The organism is Pannonibacter sp. CBAS1226 (assembly GCF_055685825.1).
Window position 1 is genome coordinate 206,636 of sequence record NZ_JBVOUO010000004.1, and the last position, 23,819, is coordinate 230,454.

Here is a 23,819-nt window from a genome sequence, read left to right on the forward strand (position 1 = left end):
GACGATATGCCCCTCACCCTTCCGGCACATGCCACAGCCCGTCCGGTCCCTTTTCCAGCATCGGTGTCTCGAAGCAGCCCACGGTGCGGGTGGTCCAGTGGTCCGGTCCTTCTGCGCCCTCGCTCCAGCGGCGTGATTGCAGCATGGCGGCGCCAATGACCACGGGGGTGAGGCCGAGGCCTGCCAGAAGAGCGAGCGCAGCGCGGATGGAAGTGCCGCTGGAAATCACGTCATCAACCAGTGCGATCCGGCGTCCCTGAAGCAGCGGCAGCATGCGCGGGTCCACATAGAGCCGCTTGATCTGGTCCGGCGTGGTGATGGAGGACAGCGGCACGGAAAGGCTGTCGTCGTACCAGAACTTGCGCGAGGTACCGAGCGGCACATAGCGGCTGTGGCCGAGCCTGCGGGCGGTCTCGGCGGCGAGCGTCAGGCCAAGCGTCGGCAGGCCCACCACCACATCGGGGGCGAAAGGCGTGAGCCTCTCCGCAAGGCCCTGTGCCAGTGCATCCAGAACGGTAAAGCCCGCCTGATTGACGATGAGCGAGGCCAGTGCGTGCTTGCCATCGGCCAGCGGGCGGATCGGCAGGCGCAGCTGTTCGCCGCTGGCCAGCGTTGCAGGGAAGAAGGTGCGATGGCCAATATTGACCGGGAAGCTGCCGGGCGCATGCAATTCCTGCCAGAACGCATGAGGCTCAAGCGCGGGCGGGTGGGGCTCAGTCATGGGCGGCCTCACCGGAAAGCTCCCGCTCCACCAGCCGCACCCAAAAGCGCACGCCGGGGCCGATGGCAGCGTCATTGAAGTCATAGGCCGTGTTGTGATGCAGCGCGCCATCCACCGCCGGGCCATTGCCGAGCCAGACATAGCAGCCGGGTGCTTCACCGGCAAAATAGGCGAAATCATCGCCTGCCGTCGAGGGTGGGAAAGCGGTGCGGACTTTCTCGCCAAACACATCCCGCGCAGCGCCAAGTGCCCGCTGCGTTGTGTCCGGATCGTTGATCACCGGCGGAATGCGGCGGATGTAGGTATAGTCTGCGGCAATGGCGAACATCTGCGCCGTGCCTTGGGCCAGACGGCCGATTTCCGCCTTCAGCTGATCGCGCACCTCCGGCGAATAGGCGCGTGCGGTGCCGCCGATTTCCACCAGATCCGGAATGACGTTGAGCGCCTTGGGGTCACCGGCCTGAACGGAACAGGCGCTGACCACGGCGGGCTGCAGCGGATCGACAACGCGGCCCGGAATGGTTTGCAGCGCGGACAGGAAGGCGCCAGCGGCAGTGATGGGATCGCGGCCCAGATGCGGCTTGGCCCCATGCGTGCCGGTGCCCCGGAAGGTGACGCGCCAGCTGTCGGACGAGGCAAGCTGCGGGCCTTCCACAACGGCCATCTCGTCCGGGTCCAGCCCCGGCATGTTGTGCAGGCCATAGACCGCATCGCAGGGAAACAGGCGGAAGAGGCCGTCCTCCACCATGCGCTTTGCCCCGCCCCGGCCTTCCTCGGCGGGCTGGAAGATGAAATGCACTGTGCCGGAGAAATTGCGCGTCTTCGCCAGCGCCCTTGCCGCGCCCAGCAGCAAGGTGGTGTGGCCATCATGGCCGCAGGCGTGCATCTTGCCGGGGACGGTGGATTTCCATGGCCGGTCTGCGGTTTCCGGCATGGCGAGCGCATCCATGTCGGCGCGCAGGCCAATGCTGCGCGGGCCGTTGCCGCAGCGCAGGGTGCCGACAACGCCGGTGCCGCCAAGGCCCCTGTGCACCTCCAGCCCCGCCTCTTCCAGCAGGTTCGCAACGATGGCGCTGGTGCGCTCCTCCTCGAAGCCCAGCTCCGGGTGGGCGTGCAGGCCGCGGCGCAGGTCCGTCAGAAACGGCAGGTCAGCGTCGATCAGGTCGCTCATGGCTGGCCTCTCTTAAGCGAGGATTTCGAGAACGGGGGACTCCAGCACGCGCCCGGTCTCCACATCGGCAATGCCCCGGTCGGTCTGGTGCGGTCCTGCATTGCAGGCCAGCGTGGCGCCGAAACAGGCCTTGAACACAAGATAGGGCGGCTGCCAGGTGACAACCTCATCCATGGCGGCGCGGATGCGGGCAAAGCCTTCGGCCACTTCGCCCAGGGGGGCGTCCGACACAAGGCCGGAGAGCGGCAGGGGCAGCACGGTCAGCACCTTGCCGCTGGAAGCCACGGCCATGCCGCCGCCTGCCTCGATCACCGCATTGGCGGCCGTGGCAAGGTCTTCGGCGCTGCCGCCAAAGACCGTCAGGTTATGGCTGTCATGGGAGACTGTCGTGGCAAAGGCGCCGTTCCAGCGGCCCCATTCGCGCAGGAAACAGACACGCGGGCGGCTGTCCGCCCGGCCATGCCGGTGGGCAACGGCGATCAGCGTTGTCTCCTCCGGCGGCACCACAAAGCCGCCGCGCACGTCTGCCTCCACCGTGCCCCAGCGGGTGAAGCGGGGCCGGTCGATGGTGGCGAGTTTGACGCGGGAGCCTGCGGCGGCAACCCGGAAATCATCTGAAATTAGCTGGCTAATCTTCATCGATCCGCGCAGGCCAGAGAGGGAGTTGGAGAGGGTTTCAGAGCGCGGCTCTGCCAGCATCTGTCCGTCCCGAGCCACCACTTTACCGCTGACGATCACCTGCCGGGCGGCAAAGTTCTCAAGGTCCGCGAAGACGACGAGGTCTGCCCGGCGCCCGGCGGCGATGAGGCCCAGATCCTCGCGGCCGAGCCGCCTTGCGCCGTTGAGCGTTGCCGCCTGCAAGGCCCATTCGGGCTTGAGGCCATAGCGCACCAGCCGCCGCACCACGTCATCAAGGCCGCCAGCCTTCGCAAGGTCATCGGGGAACACGTCATCGGTGCAGAGCGTCACGGTCTGCGGCAGGTGGCCGAGCGTGTTCAGGGTCTCCACGAATTCTGGCAGCAGATGATCGTGGGAGCCGCGCAGTTCGATGGAAAGCCCGGCGCGCAGTTTTTCCATCAGGTCTGCGGCAGAAGTCAGCTCATGATCGGAGGTGACACCGGCGGCCATGAAGGCGGCAAGGTCTGGGCCGGTGAGGCCGCGCGCATGGCCGCAGACCGGCTTTCCGGCGGCAAGCCCTGCCTGCACGATGCCGCTCATGCGCGGCTCGCCCGCGATGACGCCGCGCATGTTCATCACTTCCGCAATCCCGGCAATGCCGGGGCGGGTGAGCAGGGCGGCGATTTCTTCCGGCCCGAAGTCGGCACCGGCCAGCTCCAGCCCCGGTGCGGAAGGCACGCAGGAAGGGGCGAGCACGGCAAAGCGCAGTGGCAGACCGGCACTGGCGGCAAGCGCGGCATCGACGCCCGCAAGCCCGTGCACATTGCCGAATTCATGCGGGTCCCACACGGCGGTGGTGACGCCCCGGGGCACCACGGCAGCCGAATAGGCGGCGGGCGTCACCATGGAACTTTCGACATGCATATGCGTGTCGATGAGGCCGGGGGAGAGATAGCCGCCCTGCGCGTCGATGATGTCAGCGGCATCACTGCGGCTGCCCGGGGCGTGAACGGAGGCAATCAAAGGCCCCGTCAGCCCCACATCGGCGGCGCGGCGCTCGCCGGTCACCATGTCGATGAGGATGGCGTTGACGATCAGCCGGTCAAATGGCGCATCACCTCTGGCGGCAGCAACGGCGCGCAGGCGAAGGGCGGGATCTGCAAGATCGAACGGCTCGCGTGTCTGGTCTGTGGTCATGGCCGGGCTGCCTCCCGCGTCAGGGCGGTGAGGATCATGCCGCGCACGGCGTCCACATCGCAGGCAGAGGCATAGGCGGCGTTGAAGCGGGCATGGGTGGCGCGGGTTTCCACCACGGTGCGCCCGCGCGTGTGCTGACCGGCCGTTTCCATGGCGATGTGCGCCGGGGTGAAGGTGGCGAGTTCCGGCCGGGCGAAGATGGCAGCAGCTGCCGGATCATAGAGCGCCATGGCGGGCCGTCCCCGGCTGGTGGCGATGGCGATGAAGCCTTCCAGCATGTCCGCCAGAAGCGCCGCATTGCGCCCGCCTGCGGCCCGCACAGGGGCGGCGTCCTCAGGGCTTGCGAGGATCTGGCGGCAGAAGTCGAGGTCCACCATCTTCAGCGGCAGTCCCTGCGCCAGCACGATGGCCACGGCCTCCGGGTCGGCATAGGCGTTGAATTCGGCAGAGGCCGTGTGGTTGCCTCTCGTCAGCCCGCCGCCCATCCACACCAGTTCGTCAATGCGGGCGGCAAGGGCGGGGCGGGCGAGCGCCAGCGCGGCTATGTTGGTCAGTGGCCCCAGCGCCAGAATGCGGCGGGGGGCAGGGGCGCTCTCCAGCCACTCACAGAGTGCGGCAAAGGCATCGCCTTCCGGCAGTAGCTGATCCTGCGGCACGGTGAGGCCAATCGTCGGAATGCCGGTGGCCCCGAGGATGGCCTCTGCCGTCTCCATCTGGCCCATGACGGGGCGGGCAAGGCCGCTGTGCAAGGGCATGCGCCAGCCGAAGGCCGAGGCCGCGCCCGCAGCGTTGCGGCGGACCTGATCAAGCGGCGTGTTGCCGAAGACCAGCGAAATGCCGTCCACCTCAAGCCCTGCATCCATCACGGTCACAATGGCCGCGATGTCGTCAAAGCCCATATCCGTGTCGATCCACACACCCATGGTCTATCCGAACCTGTTGAGTTCCGCCGCGCCGGAAACCGGCATGTCGAAGGCAAGACTTGCCCCCAGCGCATGGGCGGGAAGGGCAGCATCGGTTTCGGCTTTTACCAGCCCCAGCGGCGTTTCCAGCACATATTCGCGGGTGCTGCCAGCGAAGGACACGCCGCGCACAATGCCCTTGTGCGGCCCTGTTTCAAGCTGGATGGCGCGGGGGCGCCAGGCAAGGCCGGCGGCTTGCGGCAACGGGCCGGACACTTCCAGAGCGCCTGCGTCCGTCACCAGCCTGTTGCCGTCGATGCGGGCGATGTTTTCGAAGCCGACGAAATCGGCGACGAAGCTGGAAGCCGGGTGATTGTAGATCTCCTCCGGCGTGCCGGTCTGCTCAATGGCGCCATTGCGCATGACGACGATGCGGTCGGCGAGGGCAAGGGCTTCCACCTGATCATGGGTGACGAAGATCATCGTCACGCCGCTTTCCTTCTGCACGCGCTGCAGTTCCGTGCGCATTTCAAGGCGCAGGCGTGCGTCAAGGTTGGACAGCGGCTCGTCCAGCATCAGGAGCTTGGGCTGCATCACCAGCGAGCGGGCCAGCGCCACACGCTGCTGCTGGCCGCCGGAAAGCTCCGGCGTCTTGCGGGCGGCAAAGGCGGACAGGCCCACGGTCTTGAGCCCGGCCTCCACCGTCTGCTTCAACGCCGCGCCGCTGATGCCCTTCAGCCGCAGGCCGAAGGCGACATTCTCGAACACGGTCAGATGCGGGAACAGGGCATAGGACTGGAAGACGAGGCCGATCTCGCGCTTGTTGGCGCCCACGCGGGTGATGTCGCGGCCATCCAGCACGATGCGGCCCGATTGCACCGGCATCAGCCCGGCGATGGCGCGCATGGTTGTCGTCTTGCCGCAGCCGGAGGGGCCTAGCAGGGCGAGGAGTTCGCCGCGCGCGATGGTAAGGTCAAGGCTCTCCACCGCCGTGGTCTTGCCATAGGCGAGCGACAGCTTGTCCAGGGTCAGATAGGTGGCATCAGACATAGCGTGAGAACCCCAGGAAACGTTCGGCGGCAAAGACGATGCCGATGGACAGGAAGGCGAGCAGCGACGACAGGGCGGCAATGGAGGGATCGAAGACGATTTCCATGTAGCCCAGCATGTCGATGGGCAGGGTGCGCACGCCGGGGCCGGAAAGGAACAGCGACACCGGCACCTGATTGAAGCTCGTCACGAAGCCGAGGATGAAGGCGGAGAGAATACCGCCGCGAATGTTGGGCAGCACCACCCGGAAGAAGGCGCCGAGCCGCGACGAGCCGAGCAGCACGGCTGCCTCTTCCATGTCGGAACGCAGGTTCGCAAGGCTGGCGGACACCACACGCACCGCATAGGGCAGCACCAACGCAGTGTGGGCGACGAACAGCGCCAAGCTGATCGACAGGCCGATGGGCAGCACGAAATAGCGCAGCAGGGCAAGGCCGACGATGATGCCCGGCACGATGATGGGCATCGACACCATGAAGCGCACGGTCTCCGCCCCCGGCAGCCGGTAGCGCGACATGGCATAGGCGGCAGGCACGCCCAGCACCAGCGCCGACAGGGTGCCGCCAATCGCAAGGATCATCGAGGTGACGAAACTCTGCTGGAAGCTTTCCACCGTGAAGACTTTTGCGATCCAGCGGAAGGAAAAGCCTTGCGGCGGGAAGGCCAGCGTTTCGCCGGCAGAGAAGGAGGCTGCGACGATGATTAAGAACGGACCGATGAGGAAGGTCAGCACCAGCGTCAGGATGATCCAGCTGGACAGTCTCTGGGTCATGACTTGCTCCGGGCCGTGGCAATGCGGCGCAACAGGATGTTGGCGGCAAAGCTCATGACGATGAGGATGAGGGCGATGACGCTGGCGGCAACGAAATTGCCTGCGACGGTGACCTGCTGGTAGAGCAGGGTTTCCAGCATCAGCACCTTGGAGCCGCCAAGGATGGCCGGGGTGATGTAGGCGGTGAGCGAGCCGGTGAAGACCAGCGTGCCGCCAACCACCAGCCCCTCGCGGGAGAGCGGCAGGATCACTTTCCAGAACACCTGGAACCAGTTGGCCCCCAGCACCCTTGCGGCAGGCACGGCATCACGCGGCAGGTTCTCCAGCGCGCTGATCAGCGACAGGATCATCAAGGGCAGGAACAGCTGCAACAGGCCGATGAAGACGGCGGTCTCGGTGAAGAGGATGCGCAAGGGGCCATCCGTCAGGCCGATGCCCTGCAGTGCCTGATTGACGATGCCGGTGCGCCCCAGAATGACGATCCAGGCATAGGTGCGGGCCACCGGCGAGATCATCAGCGGCAGCACGATCAGGCCGGTGACGCGGCCCTTGGAGCCCGGCGGCAGGGTGACGATGGCATAGGCTGCGGCATAGCCGATGACGGCGGCCACCACGGTGACCATCGCCCCCAGCTTCAGCGTGCGCAGGAAAACCGTCTGGTTCAGCGGCTGCGAAAAGAAATCCGTATAGGCCGACAGCGTCCAGTCTTCGGCAGAGCGGAAGCCCTCCGACAGCAGCAGCACGACAGGCACGAGAAAGACCACGGCCGCGAAGAGCGCCGCAGGCAGCGCAAGTGCCAGAGCTTCCGCCCGGTTCTGGAACATGATGTCCGCCTTAGCTTCTGGAGGGAGAAAAAGTCGGGGTGCGGCGGCAGAGCGGAGCCCGCCCGCCGCACCCCCAGCCTTGGGAGGCATTCGTCCGGCAGCGCGAAGCTGCCTGTGCTTGTCAGAAAGTCAGGCCTTACTGGGCGACCTTGGCGTTCCACTCCGTCAGCCAGGCGTCCCGGTTATCCAGCACGGTGGCGGACGGCATCAGCTTCAGGGTCTCAGCCGTTTCTTCGCCGAAGGTGATGTTGTCGGCGATGGCCGGGGAAACGGTCACTTCCTTGTTGGCCGGGCTGTCGACCAGCTTTTCGGCAAGCTTGGTCTGCACTTCGGTGGAGAGCCAGTAGTCCATGAACTGCAGCGCCAGATCCTGGTTCTTGGAGCCCTTGGTCAGCACCATCACGTTCATGCCGCCGGTCTGGCCTTCATCGGGCATCGCCCATGCCAGCGGCAGGCCGAGCTTGGTGAAAGGCGCCCAGGAGAAGCGGCCGATGGGGGCAGCCCAGATCTCTTCCTGCTGCATCAGCTGCACCAGCTGGGAGGATTTGACGTAGAAGGTGACGATCTCGTCCTTCTTGGCGCCAACGGCCTCGATCGGGCCCTTCAGGTCCGGCGTGTTGTTGCCGAGCGCTTCGCCCAGCATGTACAGCGCCGGCGGGCCCTGATTGGTGGTCACGTTCGGGAAGGCGACATGGGAGACATATTCGTCCTTGAGCAAGTCGGCCCAGGAGCGGATGGTTATCTTGTCGGTGCGGTAGACGATCGACGTGGCATAGAAGGTGTAGCCAACGCTCATGCCGTCGCCATTGGGGTCCTTGGCGATGTCATAAAGCTTGTCGAAGTTGGAAAGCTTTGCGGTGTCGATCCTGTCGATCAGGCCCTTGCGGGAAGCGGCCAGCGCATCGGCCATGGAGACGACGGCCATATCCACCACCGGATTGGCCATGTTGGCTTCCATCTTGGCAAGACGCTCGACGCTGTTGCCGGTCTCCACCACCAGCTTGCAGCCGCATTTCTCTTCAAAGGGCGTGTAGAGCAGTTCCTTGAACTCGTCCTGCGCAAAGGCATAGACGGAGATCGTCAGGGTCTTTTCCTGGGCGGCGGCTGCGCCCATGGTCAGGGCCAGCGCGGTGGCCGCGCAGAGCATCCGTTTAACGGTCATTGGCTGTCTCCTGCTGGTGTCTGTTGTTGTTCTGCGGTTATGCGGGGGGATGGGCCGCAGGTCTGGCGGACCACCAGGCTCATGGGCACGCTGGGGCGGCTGGCGCGGGCAATGCCCGGGTCGCGCGGAGCAGTCCCCGTGTCCTGGCTTTCGATGAGGCGGAGGAGGGCCTGGATAGCCTCTTCCGCAATGGCGGGCATGTCCATCCGCACGCTGGTGATGGCCGGCGTGATGGCGGAGGACCAGATGAGATCGTCAAAGCCGGTGAGGCTGGCGTCCTGCGGTACACGCAGTCCTGCCTGCTGCAGCTCGGTGAGGGCGCGCAGGGCCTGAAGATCGGAGAGGGCGGCAAAGGCGGTGAAGCCGTCCGCCGCACGCGCCGCGAGCCCAAGGCTTGCACCCGGTCCATGCAGGGCTTCATGCGGTTCGATCCACAGCACCTCAACCCGGCGGTCCGGCCCGAGGGCGGAGCGGATGCCGCCCACCCGGTCGTTCTGCACGTTGGAGGCCGGATTGCTGCCGATGATCACCACGTCCCTGTGGCCGAGGGCTGCAAGATGGGCGCCGGCCAGCGCACCGCCCTGCCAGTGGTCGGCCGAAACCGTGTTGCCGGGGGTGGAGGGGCTGTCGATCACCGCAACCGGGCTGCCGGTGCTGATGATCCGCGTGCCCCGGCGCGGCACGATGATGATGCCGTCCACGCCCCGGTCCTGAAGGCGGGTGATCGCCTGTGTCTGCATGGCCGCATCACCGCGCGAGTCGGCGATGAGCACGCCATAGCCGGCAGCAGCGGCCGCATGCTCGATGGCCTGTGCGATCTGCGGGAACAGGGGATTGGCGATATCCGGCAGCACGAGGCCCAGAACCTGCGACCGGCCGGTGCGCAGTGCCCGTCCCGCCTGGCTGGGCATATAGCCGAGTTCGGCCGCCTTTGTCCGGATCCGCTCTGCCAGTTCAGCCGAAACGCGGCCCTTGCCGGACAGCGCATTCGACACCGTTGCCGCTGAGACATCCAGCAGCGCGGCAATCTGGGTGAGGTTTGGCCGTGACCGGGGGGCGTTCATCCTGCGGGCACCTGATTAATCGATTAATCCGAGTGCTAGATGAAGTTTCTACCGCTGTCGATGGCTTTTCAGGCCCAGAACGGCTCTTGCCTAAAAGAAATGCAACTTCATGTATCGTACTGGTTGAGCCTGGTGCCGGGGTGCCGCTTCTGATCAGTGGTCGCCGGCGCAAAGGGCGTGATTGCCGAGCGCGCGCAGCACCTGACAGTCGGCTACCACATGATCATGTCCACAGGCGGCGACGATGCGCTTGAGTTCGGATTCAAGCCGTTTGAGACGGGCAATCTTGTCCTGCACGGCCTTGAGCTGGGTCGCGGCGATCTCGTCGGCGCGGTTGCAGGGGGCTTCCGGGTGGGCGCTCAGCTCCAGCAGATCACGGATGGCCTCCATCGGCAGGCCGAGATCGCGGGCATGGCGGATGAATTGCAGCCGCTCCAGATCCGGCTGGCCAAAGCGGCGCTGGTTGCCTTCCGTGCGCACCGGCGGCGGCAGCAGGCCTGCCTGCTCATAATAGCGGATGGTTGGTACCTTGACGCCGCTCAGCCGTGCCAGATCGCCAATCGAAAAGTCCATCGCCGCTCTCCCCTCTTGCGCTTGCAAGGAGAAGTCTAGGAAGGCCCTGGAGCCTTCGCAAGAGGCCGGCTGCTTATCTGCGGCGTGTCAGCATATGGGTGGTGATCGTCTCCACGAGACGCGGATCATGAGGATCGGCAATCACGGTTGCTTCCATCCGCTGGTCCCCGAACATGCGCATATCGATGATGCGCATGCCATAGAAGCCCTTGAGTTCCACTCTCAGGCTGCCATCCGCCCTGTAGAAGGCCTCGGTCCAGCCCCATTTGCAGTCGCGGGGGATGCAGGAGGTGAAGGCGCGCGCGCGAATGAACACACGGTCGTCCTCGCAGCGGCTGGTGACCTCGATCTGCGTCAGCTCCCTGGGCTTGGCGCCACGGGTAACCCAGGTTCCATGCTCGGGAATCGGGCAATAGCTGCGCTGCTCCTGCGCTGTGGCGGGCACAACGGGCAGGATGAAAAGACCGGTCATAAGCGCCAGGGCGGCAAGGCCAGTGTTGAACATCACGTCCTCCTGTCCTCAGCCTGAAGCCTGCGCATTAACGTTGCGTTAACGGATTGGCAGGAAAGGGCACAGGGTGTGACGGGCAAAAGAAAAACCCCCGCTGGCAACGGGATTATCCCGTGTCAGTCAGGGGTCTTTTCATCCGGCTGTCCGGAGATGCCCTGCCAGATGCTTCCATCCGGCAGACCGGCAATTAGCGGCGCGGACCTGCGGCGGCCTTGCGCTTCGGACCTGCGATCAGGCCTTCGCGCTGGGCGAGCTTGCGCGCAGCCTTGCGGGCGCGGCGAACAGCTTCGGCCTTTTCACGGACGCGCTTTTCGGACGGCTTTTCGAAGGAGCGGCGCGCCTTCATCTCACGCAGCACGCCCTCGCGCTGCAGCTTCTTCTTCAGGACGCGGAGCGCCTGCTCGATGTTGTTGTCGCGAACGAGTACCTGCAAGGTAAATCCTGACGTTGCCTGCGCCGCAGCACTCATGTGAGGGCAGCAGGGGTTAGACCTAAAGCCATATGGCACGAGAAGTGGCGCAACCTAACAGGTTCCGCGCAAATTGCACCCCCTTGGGCGCAAAAAAATGCTGCGAGCCCGAACTTTCTTTGCGGCGCGCCAGTTCTGACCGGTTTTTCCGGGGCCGATACATGACGTTCCGCGCTGTCTGCTGAACTGCGGGGAAGGTTTCCTTGGCCCGGACAGTCCCCATTCGGGCAGAGCTGCCGGTCAACAGAAACGCCGCAGATACAGGCTTGCGCCACGCTGAATGCAGAAACGGGCACCCCATGGATGCCCGGTCCTTGTCACGTGCAGAGGAAGCAGGTCTGCTGCCGTGCCCTTTCAGGCTGGCGCAGGGGTCGCTTCCGCCTGAAATCAGGCGATCTGCAGGTTGGCAGCGGCGCTGCGGCCCTGACGGTCGGTTTCCAGCTCGAAGCTGACCTTCTGACCTTCATTGAGGTGGCCGATGCCAGAACGCTCGACGGCACTGATGTGAACGAACACATCGCGCTCGCCGTTATCCGGCTGGATGAAGCCGAAGCCCTTCTGGGTGTTGAAGAACTTTACGGTTCCAGTTTTCATGATGATAGTACCTTGCAAAAAGAGTCATACCCGCCCCGCAGGACAGGCGTCGATACATCGCCGGATTTTTCGAAGAAAGATTTGGCGGGTCGATATCGTTGACACCGCAAACAGCCAAGTCAGGCCCAAAAAGACGATGACTTACTGTGACGGGAGAATGAGGCTTATGCAAGGCATTCTTTTATTTTATTTTCGCGGGTGAGCCTTGTCATAGGCCTCCAGCAGCCGTGCCGCATCCACTTCCGTATAAATCTGGGTGGTGGAAAGGCTTGCGTGGCCCAGAAGCTCCTGAATTGTACGCAGGTCCCCGCCCCCGGCCAGAAGGTGGGTTGCGAAGGAATGACGCAGGGCATGCGGCGTGGCGCTGTCCGGCAGGCCGAGCGCTCCACGAAGCTTTGCCATGGCCAGCTGGATCAGGCGCGGATTGAGCGGTCCGCCGCGTGCGCCAAAGAACAGCGGCCCGTTGGGCTCCGGCGTGTAGGGGCAGAGCTTGAGGTAGGCCTCCACGGCCTCGCAGACGACGGGCAGCACCGGTACCACCCGTTCCTTGCCGCCCTTGCCGATGATGCGCAGGCTGCGGGTGCCTGTGCGCGGCGCATTGCGCCCGGTGATCGACAGGGCCTCGGAAATGCGCAACCCGCAACCATAGAGCAGTGTCAGCACCGCGGCATTGCGGGCCTCGATCCAGGCCTCGCTTTCCATCGCCAGGTCACCGGAGGCAACGGCGGTGGCATCGGAGGCGGTGAGGGGCTTGGGCAGCGACCGGGGCTGGCGCGGCGCGCGCACGGCACCGGCTGCCGCAGCATTCACTTCGCCCTTGCGTTCCAGAAAGCCGAGAAAGGACCGGATGCCGGCAAGGCCGCGCGCGAGCGAGCGGCTGCCCGTCCCGCCGGTGCGGCGGCGGGCCATGAAGGCGCGGAAGTCGGCAGGCTTCAAGTCCTGCACGTCCTTGAGATCCGGGGCTCCGCCCAGATGGCTTGTCAGAAACCGCAGGAACTGGCGCACGTCGCGCTCATAGGCAACCAGCGTCTTGTCTGCGAGGCGCCGCTCATCGCCCAGATGATCCAGCCATGCCCCAACGCGGGCGTTCAGCTCCGGTGTTGCGGTGACCAGCAGGGAATCAGTGTCGCTCATCGCGTGAGTTTACCGTGGCCAAGGGCAGCGCCAAAGCGAAAGAGGCGGCCCCTGCAAGGTGCCGCCCCCTGATACGGTTGCGCGTGTGTCTCGGGATCAGGCCGTGGTGTCGACGCCGCCGGTCTGGCCTGCCTGCGGGGCTTCCTTGGGGCCGCCCTTGGACACGCCGACGAGAGCCGGGCGCAGCACGCGGTCGCCGATGACGTAACCGGCCTGCACAACCTGCACGACGGTGTTGTTCGGCACTTCGGTGTTGGGCACTTCGAACATGGCCTGATGGAAGTTCGGATCGAACTTCTGGCCCGCCGGGTCGAGCTTCTTGACGCCGTGCTTGTCGAGCTGGTTCAGCAGCTCGCGCTCGGTCATTTCCACGCCCTCGATCAGGGCGGTCAGGCCGGCATCGGCGCTCTGGCGGGCGTCCGCCGGAAGGGCATCGAGCGCGCGGCGCAGATTGTCGGAAACCGTCAGCACATCCCGGGCAAAGCCCGTGACCGCATAGACGCGGGTGTCCTTGATTTCCTTTTCTGTGCGGCGGCGCAGGTTTTCCATTTCGGCCATGACGCGCAGCGCACGATCCTTCAGCTCCGCGTTCTCCGCCTGGAGAGCCTCAATGGGGTCGACGGTGGTCCCGGCCTCGGGCGCAGCGGCTGCTTCGTTTTCCGCTTCGGGGGTCTTGTTCTCGTCGGTCATCTGGGTTCCATCAATTGGGTCTGCGAATATGAAAACGCAGGCCGTTCAATCATCGGGCAGGCGGTGTTTCCGCAAGGGAAACTTCTCACCTGTTGCTTGCCCGTGACTGGAAGCGGCCTGCGGCTGTCTTTATCCATTCCCGCCGCCGCTGCCAACCTCTGCGAGCAGGGGCATGGCGGGCGGCGGGAAAAAGAGGTGCGGGATCAGAGCGCGCTCTTGATCCAGTCGGACAGCTTGCTCTTGGGAGCAGCGCCGACCTGAACAGCCATCGGCTCGCCGTCCTTGAACATGACGAGCATCGGGATCGAGCGCACGCCATACTTGACGGCCATGGCCTGGTTCTCGTCGATGTTGATCTTGGCGATCTTCACCTGGCCGGCCAGCTCTTCGGAAATTTCCTCCAGAGCCGGGGCAATCATCTTGCACGGGCCGCACCACTCGGCCCAGAAATCAACCACGACCGGCTCGGACGACTTGAGGACGTCGGCATCGAAGCTGGCGTCGGTGACTGCGGTGGTAGCCATTTGCGTTCACTTTCCATGCGGTGGCCCCCTGAAGCACCCGGCTTCACGGACTCACCTTGTTGCGTTGTCCCGAACGTAGGAAGGCGGACCCGTCCCGTCAAGTAATCCAGCCGCTCATGCAACGGGCCTTCAAGCGATCTTGTCCGTGCTCTTGAGGCTGGCGAGCACTGTGTCCAGCGCATCTTCGGGGGCCATCATCAGCTTCGGCGCGCTGGTCCACAGCAGCGCGGCCGTCACCTTGCGGCCCGGATAGATGTCCGAAACCAGCCGCCGGTAGACGGCAAGCTGGGCCAGATAGTCCGGTGGAATGCCTGAAGCATCGGCCGGCACGTGCCGGTTGGTCTTGTAATCGGCAATCAGCACCTCGTCCGGGCGCACCACCAGCCGGTCGATCTGGCCGGAGACAGAAACCGTCACCCCGTCCGCCGTCACCATATGGCCGGAGATGGGCACTTCCGCCCGCCCGCCGGGGGCAAAGAGGGGGGCAAGATCCGGGTCTTCCAGAATGGCCATCACCTCGCCCAGCAGATCGTCCTTGCGGGACGCAAAACGGGCGGGCAGGGAGGTTGCGACAAAGCGCCGCCCGGCGGCCGCGCGTTCCGCCTCGGGCAGATCCGGCAGCAGTTCCAGCAGCCGGTGCAGCAGGCGGCCGCGCTCCAGCGGATAGGCTTCCGCCTGCCGGTGTGCTTCCAGCGCGGAAAGCCCGTCCGGCGCCTCGATGCCCTCTTTCATCTCCATCGCGTCAAACACACGGGAAGGCTGAAGCCGGGGCATGCGGGCGGGCGGCGTCACCGGGCGTGTCAGCCACTCCGGCACAGGGGCGGCGGGTTTCTTTGCTTCCGGCTCAGCGTGGGCGCCGTGTGTCCTCAAGGGAGCTGCCGGATCCGTGCCGGGCTTGCGCCACAACCATGCGGTGACCGTGCCATCGGGGGCGGTCACTTCCTCGGCTTCCGGCTTCAGGGCGCTGGCGGCCAGATCATACCAGCAGCCCTCTTTGGGGCCCTTGGCAGGCTGCCAGCCGCAGACGATCAGCCGGTCCTCGGCGCGGGTCATGGCCACATAGAGCAGGCGCCGGTATTCTTCGGCAGCGCTGGCGCGGAACTTGTCGATGGCCGCAGTCTGCCAGCCCATGCGCTCGGCCTTCACCGGCAGCCACACCAGCGCGGGGGCCTGCTCCCTCCCGTCCTCCGGCGTGAAGGGCAGGAAGGACGGGTCGTGATGGCTGCTGACGGGAGCGTTGCACGGGTCCACCAGAATGACGATCGGCGCCTCCAGCCCCTTGGAGCCATGGACGGTCATGATGCGCACCAGCCCGGCGGCATTGGTCAGCTCACGCTTGATCTCGGTGGGGGCAGCGGCAAGCCAGGCAAGGAAGCCTTCAAGGCCGGGAATGCCGGTCTGCTCATAGCCCATGGCCAGCGCCAGAAACTCGTCCAGCACGTCATCCACTTCAGGCCCCATGCGGCCCCGGAAGGCCCGCCGCCCGCCATCGACGGACAGAAGCCTTGCATAGAACTCGAAGGGCGGCATGAAGTCGGCGCGTGCGCGCCATGCCTCCAGCTGCTGGCGCACATGGTCCCAGCGGTTGCCGTCCTGCGCCTTCTTCAAGAGCCCCTGCCACAGGGTGCCGGGGCGCAGCCGCTCCACCGGATCGCGGGCAATTTCCAGCAGGGCATCGTCATCCAGACCGAACAGCGGGCTCTTCAGCACTGCGGCCAGCGACAGGTCGTCTTCCGGCAGCAGCATGAAGCGGCCAAGGGCGACCAGATCCATCACCGCAATATGCTCGGTCAGCACCAGCCGGTCACTGCCCGCTGCAGGCACGCCCAGCCGCTTCATCTCCCGGTTCAGCGCTTCCACAAAGGGTCCGCGCTTGCGCACCAGGATCATCACGTCGCCGGGCCCAGCGGTGCCTTCGTCCATCCACCGGCGCAAGGTGGCGGCAATGCGCCTGGCCACCCGCAGCATGGGCGAGCCGGTGCCAAGATGATCCACCGGCAAGGTCCAGTCCTCCGGCTCCTCGCTCTCCAGCGGCTCTTCAAGCGGCCAGATTTCAACGAGCCCCGGATCCCGGCGGATCGCCTCATGCACCGGGGGCTTCACCTCCTGCGACAGGCCGGCATGGGCTTCGGCGGGCAGGAACACCCGGTCCACCGCGCCCAGCACATCGGGCGTCGAGCGGAAGGACAGCTGCAGCTCCACCGGATGGAACGGCTGGTCTGCCTGCGCGGCGCGCTTGTCGAAATAGCGGCGCATCTCGTCGAAATAGGCGGGCACGGCGCCTTGAAAGGAATAGATCGACTGCTTCTCGTCGCCCACGGCGAAGATGGTGCGCGGGCCGCGTCTTGCGCCTTCGCCGGAGAAAAACTCTTCCGCCAGCGAGCGGATCACCTGCCACTGCCGGGGGCTGGTGTCCTGCGCCTCATCCACCAGAATGTGGTCAAGGCCCTGATCCAGCTTGAACTGCACCCACTGGGCCGCATCGCTGTTGGCCAGAAGATTGGCGGCGCGCACCACGAGATCTTCGAAATCCAGCAACCCGCGCCGGGCCTTGCCTGCCTCGTAGTGGCCGATGACGCCATCAGCGAGGCGGAAGATGGCGGCGGTGCCTTCCAGCGTGACAATCGCCCGGCGCTTGTCCAGCAGGGCCACAAGCCGGCTCTGCTCGGCCTGCATGGCCTCTGCCACTTGCGGAAACTGCTTGGTGACGCCTGCCGTGCACAGGCGCTTGGCCGGTTCCATGGCCTGCGTGAAGAACACCCGCAGCCAGTTGTGACGGAAAGTGGCCGGATCGCCGCCGGGCTTCAGCGCGGCGGCGGCCGCGGCCAGCAGGTCCGCCTTGTCGCCATCCGTCTTGGTGCCCTGCCGGAGGGCTTCGGCAAAAGCCAGCGGATCGCGGATGAGGCGGGCCTCGCGAAGCTCCTCCTCCAGCGCCTCAAGGCTTGCACCTGGTTCCAGCCCGAAATCCCGCGCAAGGCCGGAGAGTGCCGCGTCCAGATCTCCGGCGCTGACGATCCAGTTGCGCAAGGCATCGCGCCGGTTGATGGCCTCGGCCAGAACCTCCTCGACAGCCGCATCCGGCATCAGGCCGATCAGCCGTTGCAGTGCTGCGCCCAGCGGGCTTTCCGGCTCGGTTTCTGCGGCATGCAGCACGAAGGCGCGCGCTTCCGCCATCAGTTCTGCCGCCAGCCGGTCGTCGAGCACCGAGAAATGCCCGGCCACATTGGCTTCCAGCGGAAACTGGTGCAGCAGCGCCTCGCAGAAGGCGTGGATGGTCTGGATCTTCAGCCCGCCCGGTGTTTCCAGCGCCTGCGCAAACAGCCGCCGTGCCCCGGCCAGACGGGCGCGGGAGGGGGGCGTTCCATCGATGGCGGCAATTTCCTTTGCCAGCTCATCATCGCTCAAGGCGATCCATTGGCCGAGGATCTTGAACACACGGGTTGCCATCTCGGCAGCGGCGGCCTTGGTGAAGGTGAGGCACAGAATGCGCGAGGGATCGGTGCCATCCAGCAGCTGGCGCACCACCCGGCGGGAGAGAACGAAGGTCTTGCCCGAGCCCGCATTGGCACTCACCCAGGCCGAGGCGTGAGGCCGGGAGGCAAGGTCCTGCCGCTGAAGCGTTGCAAGGGGGATCTGCGGCCCGCTCATTCGCTGTCCTCCGAACCGCTGGCCCATTCCTTCACGCGGGCAAGGTGATCATAGGGGCCGTTGAGGTCGCGCTCCTTCTCCACCCTTGCGCGGGAGAGATAGCCGCGCTCCTCGTCCTGATAGGCGGCCACCAGCTGTTCCAGCCGCTTCCAGGCATCTTCCGCCAGTTCCTCGATGGTGCGGTCCTTCGGCTGGCGTGATTCCACCTTCAGCGCCGTGCGCCCACCCTTCAGCTCGATGTAGAGCATGTCGGACACCGGATCGCCCGCAGGCACGCTGCCGAAGCCGCCGCGCCGGATCATGGCGACTTCCAGCGGCAGCTGCGGCGAAAGCAGCGCCTCCACCTGTTTGATGCTGGGCACCGCGCCGGTCTTGTAGTCGATCACCGCCAGCGTGCCGTCCTGCATCAGGTCGATGCGGTCGGCGCGGCCCGTGAGCCGGAATTCGGCACCCGGCAGGGTCAACTCGACACCGCCGGAAATTTCGAGGAAACGCTGGCGGATGGAGGGTTCCCGCTGGCGTTCAAAGGCCACGAATTCCTCGGCAATGCGCAGGAAGCGCGGCCACCACAGGGCGCGGATGGCGGGGAAGGCATCAAGCGGGGCAAACAGCTCCGCGCCAATCTCTACCAGACGTTCCACGGCCGTGTGGTCCAGATCGCCATGCCATTCGGACAGGAACAGCGCCAGCGCGTCGTGGATGATCGAGCCCTTGTCGGCTAGCGTCGGCGAGCCGCCGATGGGGTCCACGGGTTCCAGACCGAGAATGCGGCGGGCGAAGATGGCGTAAGGATCACGCACCAGCCGTTCGACTTCGGTAACGGACAGGCGCACCGGCCTTGCGCTCAGGGGCGGCTTCGGGGCAGGCCGTTCCGCCGGGGTGACGGGCCCTTCGGCAAGATCAAGGAGGCTGGCGAGCTCCGTCCAGCGCCGCCCGCGTTCCAGCAAGGCAGCTTCCGCCTCAGGTCCGGCCAGTGTCAGCAGCCGTTGCAGCCAGCGGGAGGTCACAGTGGGGGCGCCATCGGCGCGGCTGGCGCGGGAGAGGATCACCCGGCGCGCGCCCAGCCCTTGCACGAAGTCATGGGCGCCAGCCCCGATGCGCCGCTCCGGCGGCTCCAGCCCCATGTCGCGCTTCATCGGGCGGTTAAGCCATGGATCGTTGCGGGTGCGCTGCGGCCAGATGCCTTCGTTGAGCCCGCCGAGAATGACCAGGTCCGGCCGCTGCAGGCGCGCTTCCATGGGACCGAGGATCTGTACCCGCGGATCACCCGGCAGGCGGCGGCGCACGGCGGTTCCGGCAATCAGCGCTGCGAAGACGGAGGGCCATTCGCGCGCAGGCACGGCAAGGCCCGCACGGCTGCTGTCCATCAGCGCGGTCAGCATCAGCGCCAGTGCATCGCCGGTTTCGCCCCGGTAAAGCTCCGCATCCGCGCCGGTGGGGTCGCCTGCAATCTGTTGCAGCACCCTGGCATGGGCACGGGCGAGTTCATCGACGGGAACGGACTCTTTCCGCTCCAGCAGGCATTCCAGCGGCTCAAGCGCCGTAATCAGACGGTTGGCAAGATCGCTGACCGCGGCCCAGTCCTCTTCCACCAGCTTCTTCCAGCGCGGCGTATGGGCATCCTCGGCCGCAAGGCGTGCGGCGGCAATCGCATCCGGCAGCCCGCGAGAGCCGAATTTCGGCGCAGGCCCGCGCAAGACGCCGCGTTCCAGCGAGCGGGCGGCGGAGCGGATGTCTTTTGTCTCCAGCCCGAGGCGTGCCAGCGGATGCTTCAGGAGGGCGAGAAGATCCAGCGGCGCGCAGCCTTCCAGTGCAAGGCGCGCGGCCAGCATGGCCAGCACGGCGGGCGGCGTCTGGTCGAGCGGGCGTCCGGCGCTGTCATCCACGGTGATGTTCCAGCGGCCCAGCTCTTCCGCCACGCGGCGGGCGAGCAGGCGGTCGGGGGACACGAGGGCTGCCGTCCCGCCGCGCTCCACCGCCTCGCGCAGGGCTATGGCAAGGCTGAGGGCTTCCTCCGCTTCGTTGCGGGCGATCACCAGTTCCACCCCGTCAAGCGCGGCCTTGCGCTCCTCTGCCGGGGTCTGTTGCAGGAAGGAGGTCCATGCGTCGGTGGTGGAAGCCGGGCGCAGGGCTTCGCTCACCAGCGCCTCACGGGCGGCGAGCTGCGGGGGTTCCGGCGGGCAGAGCGGCGTCACCTCGCGCCGGTCTACGCCCAGCCGGTCGAGCAGCTGTTTCAGGCCATATTGCGGGTGGCCGTTGGCGCTGGGCTCGTCCTGCGGCAGTGCGGCTTTACCTGCATTCACCCGCCGCTGCGGGGCGCGGCCAAGGGCGGCCCAGGAGGCATCATCCATGCGCATGTCCAGCCCCGGCAGCACAATGGCGCCCTGCGGCAGGTCTGCAATGGCTTTCAGCAGCTCGGCGGTGGCAGGCACGGTGCCGGTCGATCCGGCGGCGATCACGGGGCCCTTGGGCGGGGTGAGGCGCAGGCGCTCCGCCTCACGCCGGATCAGCGCCGACCGGCGGGCCTTGGGGTCCATGGCGCCGCATTCGGCCAGATAGGCCGGCCAGGCAAGGCGCACGATATCGAGGAATTCCAGCGTCACCTGCCAGTAGCGGGCATGATCCTCCGGCACGAGGCTGGCGAGCGCCGACCAGTCGGCTTCCTCGGTTTCCAGCTCGTCCATCAGGGTGATGAGGTCACCTGCCAGCCACGCGGCATCAGCGGCAGAAGCGGGCAGGCCCAGCGGCTCGTCTTCGCCAAGGGCCAGAACCTGACGGCGCAGGGCCGCCTTCCAGCCCATCACCAGCCGGGTCATCGCCAGCTTGCGCTCCAGCGGCGGCAGTTCGGGTGGCAGCGCCTCGCCGTCACCGGGGGCGGAGAGAAGCTGCAGGTCCTCATCCGCATCGCCCAAGGGGCGGATGCGCGGCAGCAGCACGGGCCGGCCGCCGAACATTTCCTGCACCAGCGCGGGCAGGGCACGGGCGGCGCGGCGGGTCGGCAGATAGAGGGTGACATCGGAGAGCAGCAGCGGGTCATCCAGTGGCCGGAAGCCCTCGATCAGCCGCCCGTCCACCAGCGCTGCGATCAGCTCCCGGGAAAAATCCGCCGAGGGCGGAATGGAGAAAATCCGCACTGCCATCAGTCCTGCCTGCCGTCTGGATCGGGTTTCAGTCTGCGCTTTCGCGCACGGCCAGTTCCGCCTCGGCAATGGCCTCCGGCGTGCCGATATGCAGCCAGATGCCTTCCATCAGCGTGCCATGCAGGCGCCCAGCCTCGATGGCCCGGTCAAACAGCAGGTTGAGCGAGAACTTGCCCTCCGGCGCATCGCGGAAGAGGCGGGGATGCAGGATGGCCGCGCCCGCATAGGCAAAGGGCGCCACCGAACGCTCCGGCCGGCGCTCCAGTACGCCGTTCGGGTCCATCAGGAAATCGCCGCGCCCGTGATAGCCGGCGCTGTGTACCATGTCCGAGAGCAGCAGCAGCGCATCCATGCGCTCCGGATCAAAGGCCTCGATCATGTGTTCCAGATTGGGCTTCACGCCTTCCACCCAATAGGCGGTGTCGGCATTCAGCACGAAGAACGGATCATCACCCAGCAGCGGCAGGGCCTTGGCGATGCCGCCGCCGGTTTCCAGCAGGGCCTCGCGCTCGTCGGAAATCATAACCTCAAGGTCCTTGCGGCGGCGGGCATGCACTTCCACCAGATCGGCAAGGTAATGCACGTTGACGACGCAGCGCTTCACCCCGGCAGCCGCCAGCTTGTCCATGCCATGGTCGATCAGCGCCTTGCCGTTCACCTCGATCAGGGGTTTGGGTGTTGTCGCCGTGATCGGGCGCATGCGCTTGCCAAGCCCGGCAGCCAGGATCATTGCGCTATGGGGACGGAAAACGCCGTTCGTCATGAGAAACCTGCAAACTGCTCCGGTTGAAATCGCCTGCCGGAGATAGGAAGTGCCGAAGCCCCCGGCAAGCAGGGGCCACTGCCTAGCAGTGCCTGCTTCGCGCTCTCAAGGCAAGTGCAGCCGGGTGCGGCTTGAGAGCTTCTTGCAGCCATGAGGCAGCAGGATGACCAGCAGGCAGCTGGCACGTGACTGAATCTTCGCGGCACATGAGCATTTTTCGCGATGTGCCGTTTGACCGGCCTTTCCCGCCATGCAAAGCACAGGGTACGTTGGTGAGGCCTCTCAAGAGCCCAGTCCGGAGTTCGCCATGACAGTGAATGCGTCAGTTCTGCTCTTTTCCTACGGCACGCTGCAGCTGCCTTCCGTGCAGCAGTCTTCCTTCGGACGGCTGCTTTCGGGGGAAGAGGACGCCATGACCGGCTATACAACCAGCATGATCGAGATCACCGATCCCGAAGTTCTGCGCCAGAGCGGGCAGCGGTTCCATCCGGTCGTCGTGCCCAGCAGCAATCCGGACGATGAAGTGAAGGGCACCGTGTTTGCGATCACGGACGAAGAGCTTGCAGCCGCGGATGCCTATGAAGTGGATGACTACATCCGGACCGAGGTGCAGCTGAAGTCCGGAAAGCGGGCCTGGGTCTACGTCAAGGCCTGATCTGACGGCATCAGAGACACTGGCGCCTCACAGTTTGCCAATGCCCGGGCACCGCGTGAGCCTAGCCAGTCCGTGCCCGGAACCAGCTGGCCAGTTCCGCCAGCGCCGGATGGGCGATGGTGCGGTCGAGATAGTCCGTCATGCGCGGCATGTGGGCCATGTACTGCGGCTTGCCATAGGCATATTTCAGCCGCACGAAGGCCCCGAGGATCTTGGCGATGCGCTGCGCGCCCATGACGGCATAGGCAGCACGGAACAGCTCTTCGTCAAAGCCCGCATCCTGCGCCTTGCGGCGGGCGAGATAACCGGTCAGCAACCCGTCTTCCAGCACGCGCGGGATATCCACCCTTGCATCGAGCAGCAGGGAGGCAAGGTCATAGGCAACGGGGCCAAGGACGCAATCCTGATAGTCGATGAGGCCCAGTTTCGCGTGCCCCTCGCGCCCGTCCAGCCACAGGATGTTGGGGGAGTGATAGTCCCGCATCACCCAGCCGGTCTGCGCATCCCTGATCCGGGCAAAGGCCGTCTGCCACAGGGCGCGGTATTCCGCCCGCTCCTGCGTATCCGGCGCTGCAGGCAGGGTGGCGGGATCCGCTCCGGCACGCCAGGGCACATACCATTCGAGAAAGAGATCAGCCTCCGTCAGCAGGGCATTTGCCGAATAGGCCGGGATGATGTGGCGGGCCAGAAGGGCTCCGTCCATGCCGGTCACGGGCAGATCCTGCGGCCAGTCTGTGTCCAAGTGCATGTCCGCCAGCAGCTGCGCGGCGGCGGCGTAGCGCTCCGCGATGGGCTGCCTGTCCGGCGTGATGATGCCTTCGCCGCCAAGGTTCTCCTGCAGCAGCAGGCCCGCGTCCCGGTCGATGGCGTAAAGCTCCGGCGCGCTGTAGCCGCGCCGCCGCAATTCACCCGTCAGTGCGATGAAGGCATCGACGGTGCGGGCGCGGTGCACGGTCTCGCTGTAGCTGGGTATTTCGCCCGGCTTTGCCTGGTCATAGGCGGCAGGGGAATTCATCAGCACGGCGGATTTTTGCGGCGTGCGGATCACCTCATAGGCCCGCGCCGAGGCATCGCCGGTCAGATAGCGCCGCTCTGCGCCAGCAAAACCGGCCTCCTCTGCCAGTGCCCGGATGCGCTGCGTCCGCGCCAGCCGCTGCGCCCAGCGGCTTTCTGCGGCAGGGCTGGCAAATGAGAAAGTCACCGCACGGGCGTCATTCTCGCCGGAATGGGCGATGGACAGGATCAGCCGGCTGGCGGGAAGGAAATGGCCGGCCTTTTCCGGCCATTCGATCAGCGCCGCGCCCGTGGCCGTCAGATCCTCCAGACCCAGTTCTTCCAGCTCCTCCGGCTCTTCCAGCCGGTAAAGATCGAGATGGGAGATGGTCAGCCGGTCCAGATCATAGGTCTGGACGAGGGTGAAGGTGGGGCTCGGCACTTCCAGCGCGGGATCACCGGCAAAGGCGCGCAGCAGGGCGCGGCTGAAGGTGGACTTGCCCGCGCCCAGATCACCGCTGAGCGCAATCACATCGCCGGGGCCAAGGATGGCGGCGATGTCTTCGGCCAGCCGCACCATGGCGGCTTCATCGGCGATGGTGAGGTTGAGCGTGGGGGAGAGCGGGTGCGCGGGGCTCATGCCG

The 23,819-nt window shown here is 65.9% G+C and carries 21 protein-coding genes; 1 reads left to right on the forward strand and 20 read right to left on the reverse strand.

The features are described 5' to 3' along the window. Positions 1-13: 13 nt before the first annotated feature. The 19 genes from AC0CMF_RS13585 to AC0CMF_RS13675 form a co-directional block, all read right to left on the reverse strand. Positions 14-721 carry a phosphoribosyltransferase gene (locus AC0CMF_RS13585; protein WP_374629813.1) on the reverse strand — a complete coding sequence of 236 codons (708 nt, stop codon included), beginning with the start codon at positions 719-721 and terminating at the stop codon, positions 14-16. Further along, a complete protein-coding gene (locus AC0CMF_RS13590; protein ID WP_374629814.1) occupies positions 714-1,892 on the reverse strand; it encodes a M20 aminoacylase family protein in 1,179 nt (392 codons plus the stop codon). Before AC0CMF_RS13590 ends, AC0CMF_RS13585 begins: the two co-directional genes overlap by 8 nt. Positions 1,893-1,904: 12 nt before the next feature. Further along, a complete protein-coding gene (locus AC0CMF_RS13595) occupies positions 1,905-3,707 on the reverse strand; it encodes an adenine deaminase (protein ID WP_472481954.1) in 1,803 nt (600 codons plus the stop codon). Next, entirely contained in the window at positions 3,704-4,630 is a 927-nt protein-coding gene (locus AC0CMF_RS13600; protein ID WP_374629816.1) for a nucleoside hydrolase, read from the reverse strand. The genes AC0CMF_RS13595 and AC0CMF_RS13600 overlap by 4 nt, the downstream gene beginning before the upstream one ends. A gap of 3 nt (positions 4,631-4,633) precedes the next feature. Continuing rightward, positions 4,634-5,659: an ABC transporter ATP-binding protein gene (locus AC0CMF_RS13605; RefSeq protein ID WP_374629817.1), complete on the reverse strand. Its 1,026-nt coding sequence runs from the start codon at positions 5,657-5,659 to the stop codon at positions 4,634-4,636. After that, the gene (locus AC0CMF_RS13610) at positions 5,652-6,431 is read right to left on the reverse strand and encodes an ABC transporter permease (protein WP_472481957.1); all 780 of its coding nucleotides are present in this window, start codon (positions 6,429-6,431) and stop codon (positions 5,652-5,654) included. The genes AC0CMF_RS13605 and AC0CMF_RS13610 overlap by 8 nt, the downstream gene beginning before the upstream one ends. Further along, positions 6,428-7,255, reverse strand: coding sequence for an ABC transporter permease (locus tag AC0CMF_RS13615; protein ID WP_122519072.1), 828 nt, complete (start codon positions 7,253-7,255; stop codon positions 6,428-6,430). Before AC0CMF_RS13615 ends, AC0CMF_RS13610 begins: the two co-directional genes overlap by 4 nt. Positions 7,256-7,391: 136 nt before the next feature. Then, positions 7,392-8,417: an ABC transporter substrate-binding protein gene (locus AC0CMF_RS13620; protein WP_374629818.1), complete on the reverse strand. Its 1,026-nt coding sequence runs from the start codon at positions 8,415-8,417 to the stop codon at positions 7,392-7,394. Next, the gene (locus AC0CMF_RS13625; protein ID WP_374629819.1) at positions 8,414-9,481 is read right to left on the reverse strand and encodes a LacI family DNA-binding transcriptional regulator; all 1,068 of its coding nucleotides are present in this window, start codon (positions 9,479-9,481) and stop codon (positions 8,414-8,416) included. Before AC0CMF_RS13625 ends, AC0CMF_RS13620 begins: the two co-directional genes overlap by 4 nt. Before the next feature lie 153 nt (positions 9,482-9,634). After that, complete coding sequence (locus AC0CMF_RS13630; protein WP_050473367.1) at positions 9,635-10,054, reverse strand: MerR family transcriptional regulator; 420 nt, start codon at positions 10,052-10,054, stop codon at positions 9,635-9,637. 73 nt (positions 10,055-10,127) lie between these two features. Further along, on the reverse strand, positions 10,128-10,559 hold the full coding sequence (locus tag AC0CMF_RS13635; RefSeq protein ID WP_094462791.1) for a hypothetical protein: 432 nt from the start codon (positions 10,557-10,559) through the stop codon (positions 10,128-10,130). 193 nt (positions 10,560-10,752) lie between these two features. Further along, positions 10,753-10,998: a 30S ribosomal protein S21 gene (gene rpsU, locus AC0CMF_RS13640; RefSeq protein WP_019963693.1), complete on the reverse strand. Its 246-nt coding sequence runs from the start codon at positions 10,996-10,998 to the stop codon at positions 10,753-10,755. A gap of 423 nt (positions 10,999-11,421) precedes the next feature. Further along, positions 11,422-11,628, reverse strand: coding sequence for a cold-shock protein (locus AC0CMF_RS13645; RefSeq protein WP_019963692.1), 207 nt, complete (start codon positions 11,626-11,628; stop codon positions 11,422-11,424). A 186-nt stretch (positions 11,629-11,814) separates the two neighbouring features. Beyond that, positions 11,815-12,762: a tyrosine recombinase XerC gene (locus tag AC0CMF_RS13650; protein WP_374629820.1), complete on the reverse strand. Its 948-nt coding sequence runs from the start codon at positions 12,760-12,762 to the stop codon at positions 11,815-11,817. A 96-nt stretch (positions 12,763-12,858) separates the two neighbouring features. Continuing rightward, positions 12,859-13,452, reverse strand: coding sequence for a nucleotide exchange factor GrpE (gene grpE, locus AC0CMF_RS13655; RefSeq protein ID WP_050473365.1), 594 nt, complete (start codon positions 13,450-13,452; stop codon positions 12,859-12,861). Between the two features lie 203 nt (positions 13,453-13,655). After that, positions 13,656-13,976 (reverse strand): thioredoxin, encoded by a 321-nt coding sequence (gene trxA / locus AC0CMF_RS13660; RefSeq protein ID WP_050473364.1) that lies wholly within the window; start codon positions 13,974-13,976, stop codon positions 13,656-13,658. A 129-nt stretch (positions 13,977-14,105) separates the two neighbouring features. Beyond that, positions 14,106-17,624, reverse strand: a complete 3,519-nt coding sequence (gene addA / locus AC0CMF_RS13665; protein WP_374629821.1) for a double-strand break repair helicase AddA — start codon at positions 17,622-17,624, stop codon at positions 14,106-14,108. Then, a complete protein-coding gene (gene addB, locus AC0CMF_RS13670; protein WP_374629822.1) occupies positions 17,621-20,764 on the reverse strand; it encodes a double-strand break repair protein AddB in 3,144 nt (1,047 codons plus the stop codon). The genes addA and addB overlap by 4 nt, the downstream gene beginning before the upstream one ends. Before the next feature lie 28 nt (positions 20,765-20,792). Beyond that, entirely contained in the window at positions 20,793-21,527 is a 735-nt protein-coding gene (locus AC0CMF_RS13675; protein ID WP_058898314.1) for a nucleotidyltransferase family protein, read from the reverse strand. Between the two features lie 307 nt (positions 21,528-21,834). Between AC0CMF_RS13675 and AC0CMF_RS13680 the strand changes: the two genes are divergently transcribed. Next, the gene (locus AC0CMF_RS13680; RefSeq protein WP_050473360.1) at positions 21,835-22,182 is read left to right on the forward strand and encodes a gamma-glutamylcyclotransferase family protein; all 348 of its coding nucleotides are present in this window, start codon (positions 21,835-21,837) and stop codon (positions 22,180-22,182) included. 61 nt (positions 22,183-22,243) lie between these two features. Here AC0CMF_RS13680 and tsaE read toward each other — a convergent pair whose 3' ends face one another. Beyond that, positions 22,244-23,815, reverse strand: a complete 1,572-nt coding sequence (tsaE, locus tag AC0CMF_RS13685) for a tRNA (adenosine(37)-N6)-threonylcarbamoyltransferase complex ATPase subunit type 1 TsaE (RefSeq protein WP_374629823.1) — start codon at positions 23,813-23,815, stop codon at positions 22,244-22,246. Between the last annotated feature and the right edge of the window lie 4 nt (positions 23,816-23,819).